At 70.8% G+C, this 5,324-nt stretch carries 5 protein-coding genes and 1 pseudogene; 2 read left to right on the forward strand and 4 right to left on the reverse strand.

Annotated features, from left to right (window positions below; all coding sequences use genetic code 11):
• From ACHFFA_RS12375 to tsaD, 4 genes and pseudogenes are all read right to left on the reverse strand, one after another.
• A pseudogene (locus ACHFFA_RS12375) lies at window positions 1-304 on the reverse strand (OmpA family protein); the annotation flags it as partial.
• Window positions 305-318: 14 nt separating this feature from the next.
• The gene (locus tag ACHFFA_RS12380) at window positions 319-1,845 is read right to left on the reverse strand and encodes a lipopolysaccharide biosynthesis protein (RefSeq protein ID WP_394271135.1); all 1,527 of its coding nucleotides are present in this window, start codon (window positions 1,843-1,845) and stop codon (window positions 319-321) included.
• Complete coding sequence (locus ACHFFA_RS12385; RefSeq protein ID WP_394271136.1) at window positions 1,842-2,834, reverse strand: NAD(P)H-dependent glycerol-3-phosphate dehydrogenase; 993 nt, start codon at window positions 2,832-2,834, stop codon at window positions 1,842-1,844. Before ACHFFA_RS12385 ends, ACHFFA_RS12380 begins: the two co-directional genes overlap by 4 nt.
• Window positions 2,831-3,871, reverse strand: coding sequence for a tRNA (adenosine(37)-N6)-threonylcarbamoyltransferase complex transferase subunit TsaD (tsaD, locus tag ACHFFA_RS12390; RefSeq protein WP_394271137.1), 1,041 nt, complete (start codon window positions 3,869-3,871; stop codon window positions 2,831-2,833). Before tsaD ends, ACHFFA_RS12385 begins: the two co-directional genes overlap by 4 nt.
• A 46-nt stretch (window positions 3,872-3,917) precedes the next feature.
• Here tsaD and hemC point away from each other — a divergent pair, with 46 nt between their 5' ends.
• Window positions 3,918-4,850: a hydroxymethylbilane synthase gene (gene hemC / locus ACHFFA_RS12395; RefSeq protein ID WP_394271138.1), complete on the forward strand. Its 933-nt coding sequence runs from the start codon at window positions 3,918-3,920 to the stop codon at window positions 4,848-4,850.
• 10 nt (window positions 4,851-4,860) lie between these two features.
• A partial coding sequence (locus ACHFFA_RS12400) for a uroporphyrinogen-III synthase (RefSeq protein ID WP_394271139.1) occupies window positions 4,861-5,324 on the forward strand: 464 nt, incomplete at its 3' end.

Genomic DNA, 5,324 nt, shown 5'->3' on the forward strand with positions numbered 1-5,324 from the left:
GGGTCCCGTCGGCCCAGCTGACCCCGCCCACCCCCGGCACGGCGGCAACGGCCCGCGCCGCCCGTACGCGGGTTTCATCGTCCAGCCCCTCGCCGCCCGTCAGCAGCGGATGGCGGGTGGGTGACCCGAAGCGGGTGACGAAGCGCGCCTTGATCGGGCCCGCGCCGACGGCAGCAAGGGCGGCGGCGCTTTCGCGCTCCAGCTGCGATGCCAGCTCGTCCCCGCCGGCCCGCGCGACGCCATAGCCGGTCCCCGCGACGAGGACCGCGCCAGCGGCAAGTGCGAGCGGGGGACGGATGGCCATGGGAGGGCTGTTAGCTAGCGGACATCGTCTTGCAAAGGCGTGGCCGGTGTCTCCGCCCGCGCCGCGCCGCCCTTTCGGCCCAGGAGCAGGCGGTCCTCCGGCCCGAACCCCCGGGTCCAGATGACGAAGCCGTAAACCGCCAGGATCGCCGGCACACCCAGCGCAAGCTCGGCCCATTCGGGGAGAAAGGTCGCCAGCCATCCCACCAGCACCGCGGGAGCAACGGCATAGACCAGCGGCCAGCGGAAGATGTTGATCGGATGGCCGAGAAAGCGCGACAGCATGCGCGCCTTGATGAAGCTGGCCATGCCGAGGGCGAGCGCAAGGGCAAGCGCCGCCGCGGCGGCCTTGAATGGCTCGTCATAGCCCAGCCGGTCGACCAGCAGAATCAGCCCGGCCGTCAACCCCGCCTGCACCGCGATGGTGGCGATCGAAACCCACAGGTTGCGCACCCGCGCGACATAGACCAGCACGGCTTCGGATATGACCGCCGTGGCCGCGACGACCTCGGCGGCGAGCAGGATCGCCAGCGCCCCGGTCCCGCCGACGAAGGCCGGCCCCACCAGCCCCATCACCGCTTCGCCCGGAATGCCCAGCGCCAGCGCGATACCGGCCTGCATGGCGACGATCCAGAAACCCACCTGGCACACCTGCCGCGCGATCGCCGCATGATCGCCGGTCTTGAGGTTGCGGGTGATGACGGGGCCGAGGATGGGTTCGAAACTGGTTTTGAGCTTCTGCGGCAGGCTGGCGACCTGCTGGGCGATGTAATAGACCCCCACCGCCGATGGCGCGGCAAACAGGCCGAGGATGAAAATGTCGATCCGCCGGGTCCCCCATTCGATCGCATCGGCGGTGGCCAGCGGCAGCGCCTGCACCCCGATGCGCGCCATTTTCACGGGATGCGGCCGCCATCCCGACGGGGCGCCGTAACTGCGCACAAAAGGCCACAGCGCCGCCGCCAGCCCGGCGTAGATCGAGGCGAGATAGGCCATTTCGAGCCCCGATTGGGGAATGACGAAATAGAACGCGCCGGCCAGGATCGAGATGGTCCACGGCTCCACCACCGCACGCGCCCGCACGGTGGTGGCGATGTCATAACGATAGGCTTGCGCCGCCAGCACGATCTCGGTCAGGGCGTATCCGGGTATGGCAAGGACGATCAGCTGATCGAGCGCGGTGTATTGGCCGCTGGGGAAGAGCGGGGCGGGGAACAAATAAAGTATGCCCGCTGCCAGCAGGCTTGCCAGCAGGGCCAGCAGCATCCCGTCATAGACGAGGTTGGCCGGCGGACCTTCGCCCTCGCCGGCGCTCAGCCGCTGGGCGAGGCCGCGCTTTTCCCCCAGCGCGCAGACCAGCGCGACCAGTTCGACCACCACCAGCGCCGAGGCGAAAGTGCCGAGCGCTGCGCTGCCGTAGAGCCGGCCGGCGATGAACAGGAACGGCAGGCGGGCCAGCAGGCGGAGCAGGAAGCCGAGAAAGTTCTGCTGCCCTCCCTTCGCCAGCACCGCCAGATCGTCATCGGCGCTGGCCGTGGTCACCCCGGCGCCCCCTGCTCCGCGCGCAGGGGCCGGGCGAGCAGATCTTGAACCACCTCGCGGGCGGGCTGCCCGCCGAGGAGGCTGTAGACCGCGTTGACGATCGGCATCGCGACACCGTGGCGCGCGGCAAGCTCCACCAGGACCGGCGCGGTAAAGGCGCCTTCTGCCACCGTGCGCCGATCGGCCATCAGTTCGGCGGCGCTGCGTCCTTCGCCGAGCGCCTTGCCGAGCGAGAAATTGCGGCTGGCGGTGGACGAGCACGTCAACACCAGATCGCCGAGGCCGCACAGCCCGGCCAGCGTCTCGGCCCGCGCGCCGAGGGTCTCGCCGAAACGCAGCATTTCGGCATAGCCGCGGGCGATCAAGGCGGCGCGGGCGTTCTGCCCCAGCGCCAGCCCGTCGACCACGCCGCAGGCGATGGCGAGGACGTTCTTCACCGCCCCGCCGATCTCCGCCCCGGTCACATCGTCGCTGTAATAGGGGCGAAAGGCGGTCCGCGCGATCACCGGGGCCAGCACATCCCATTGCGCTTCCCCGCCCGAGCAGGCGAGGGTAACGGCGGTGGGGAGGCCGGCGGCGACTTCATGGGCAAAGGTCGGGCCGGACAGCACCGCCAGCGCGCTGCCGGGTGCGGCATCGCGGGCGACATGGTTCATCAGCCGCCCGCTGCCTGCCTCGATCCCCTTGGAACACAGCACCAGATGCGCCGGATGCCGCGGCATTGCCTCCAGCACGCTGGCGGTATGCTGCGCCGGGGTGACGACCAGCAGAACCTCGAGTTCGGCGAGTAAGGCGAGATCGTCGGTGGCAAGGATGGTCGGCGCGAGCGCGATGCCGGGCAGGAATGCGGAATTGCGGCGGGCGTGGTTGATTTCCTCCACCACTTCGGCCTCGCGCGCCCACAGCAGCACCTCGCGGCCGTCGCTCGCCAGCGATTGTGCGAGCGCGGTGCCCCAGGCCCCGCCGCCCAGCACGCCGACCCTGCTCATGCCTTGACCCCCGCGCCGCGCACCGGTTCGGCCGAAGGATCGAGCGGCCAGCGCGGACGGGCCGAAATGGACAGGGGATCGGGACGGAAATCAGGCAGGGACAGCCGCTCGATCCCCGCCCAGGCGATCATCGCGGCATTATCGGTGCACAGCTGCGGCGGAGGTGCGCTGAAAGCGAGGCCGCGCTGCGCCGCAAACCCTTCCAGCGCCGCGCGCACCGCCTTGTTGGCGGCCACTCCGCCGGCGACGACCAGGGCGGGCACGTCGTCCATCCGCGCGAATGCAACGCCCAGCCGGTCGAGAAGGCAATCGATGGCCGCCTGCTGGAAACTCGCCGCAATATCGGGTGCCGCGTATTGCCCGCTCTCGTGGGCGCGCAGCACCGCGCTCTTCAGGCCGGCAAAGGAGAAATGCGGTTCGCGGCTGCCGGCGAGCGGGCGAGGGAGCGGAACGGCATCCGCCCGCCCCTCAGCCGCCAGCCGTTCGACCGCCGGGCCACCGGGAAAGCCGAGGCCGAGGATCTTGGCCGTCTTGTCGAACGCCTCGCCCAGCGCATCGTCGATCGTGGTGGCAAGGCGGCGATAGCGGCCCACGCCATCGACCCGCAGGATCTGGCAATGCCCGCCCGAAACCAGCAGCAGCGCGTAGGGAAAGCGCAGCGCGGGATCGGCCAGCCGCGCGCTCAGGACATGCCCTTCGAGGTGATTGATCGCGATCAGCGGCACTTCCGCCGCCATCGCCAGCGCCTTGGCACTGACGAGGCCGACCATCACCCCGCCGATCAGGCCCGGCCCGGCCGTTGCCGCGATGGCATCGCATTGCCGCAGGTGGATGCCGGCTTCGTCCAGCACTGCGGCGATCATCGGGCCCAGCCGCTCGGCATGGGCGCGGGCGGCGATTTCGGGCACAACCCCGCCATAGGGCGCGTGGGCCTCGTCCTGCGAGGCGATATGCTGCGCGACGATGCGCCCGGTCCCGTCGACCAGCGCGGCGGCGGTTTCGTCGCAGGAGGATTCGATGCCGAGGACCAATGTCATTGGTGCTTTCCCTTAACGCCCCGCGCCGTTAGGGCAAGGCGACGCGATGCCGACCTCACCGCTTCTCCGACTTGGCACCCGGCAATCCCCGCTGGCGATGGCGCAGGCCCGCGAAACCCGCGCCCGCCTGTGCGCGGCGCTGGGCTGCGCCGAAGAGGCAATCGAACTGGTTCCGGTGATCGCCAGCGGCGACAAGATCCAGGACCGCCCGCTGGCCGATATCGGCGGCAAGGCGCTGTGGACGCGCGAGCTTGACATCTGGCTGATGGAAGGGCGGATCGATGCCGCGGTCCATTCGATGAAGGATGTCGAGACTCGCCGGCCCGAGGCGATCGCCATCGCCGCCATCCTGCCGCGGGCGGACAAGGCCGACATGCTGATCGGCGCGGCTTCGGTGTTCGCCATTCCACCTGGCGCCCGGGTCGGGACGAGCGCACCGCGCCGCGCCGCGCAATTGCTGAACGAGCGCCCCGACCTGACGGTGGTAGGCATCCGCGGCAATGTCGCCACGCGCCTTGCCAAGCTGCAGGCCGGCGATGCGGATGCGACCTTTCTTGCCGCCGCCGGGCTTGAGCGGCTGGGCGAGACCGGCGTCGGCACCCGGCTCGATCCCGAAACCTGGCTCCCGGCCCCGGCCCAGGCGGCGATCGGGATCGAATGCCGCCAGGATGACGTCCGGGTGCGCGGCCTGCTTGCCGCAATCGACCACGGCGACAGCCGCGAGGAGGTCCTGGCCGAGCGGCACCTGCTTGAGGGGCTGGGCGGATCGTGCCACAGTCCGATCGCGGTCCTGACCCGCCGGAAGGGTGCTGAGCTGCACATGGCCGCGGCCATCTTCAGCCCCGACGGCGCCTCGCGCATCGATGGCGAGGCCACGTTCCGCCCCGACGATCCCGCTCCGGTCGCCGCGCTGGCGGCCGATTTGCTGGCCCGCGCGCCGGATCACGTTGCGGTGCATTTCGGCGGCTCCGATCGCTAGGCCGGTTTTCGTGCTGCGCCCGGAACCCGGGCTCGCCAGGACAATTGCCGCTGTCCGCGCCCGCGGGCTCGAGGCGGCGGCGTGCCCGCTGTTTGCCATCGAACCGGTCGCCTGGGACGTGCCGCCGGATGCATCGTTCGACGCGCTGCTGATTGGCAGCGCCAATGCCGTGCGCCATGGCGGCATGGCGCTGCGGCGGCTTGCACATCTGCCGGTGATCGCGGTGGGCGAGGCAAGCGCCCGGGTCGCCCGGGGGGCGGGGCTGACCGTCAGCCGCGCCGGAACAGGCGGGCTGCAGGCGATGCTCGATACGCTTGCACGCGAGGGCCGGCGCCTGCGGCTCTTCCGGCTGGCGGGCGAGGCTCATGTCCCGCTGACCCTGCCGGCGGGTGTGGAGATGACGGAAGCCATCGTCTACCGCGCCGCGCCCCTGCCGATCGATGCCCCAACGGCGGACCGGCTGCGCGGCGGCGG

It is taken from the genome of Qipengyuania sp. (assembly GCF_043423005.1).
Lineage (GTDB): Bacteria > Pseudomonadota > Alphaproteobacteria > Sphingomonadales > Sphingomonadaceae > Qipengyuania.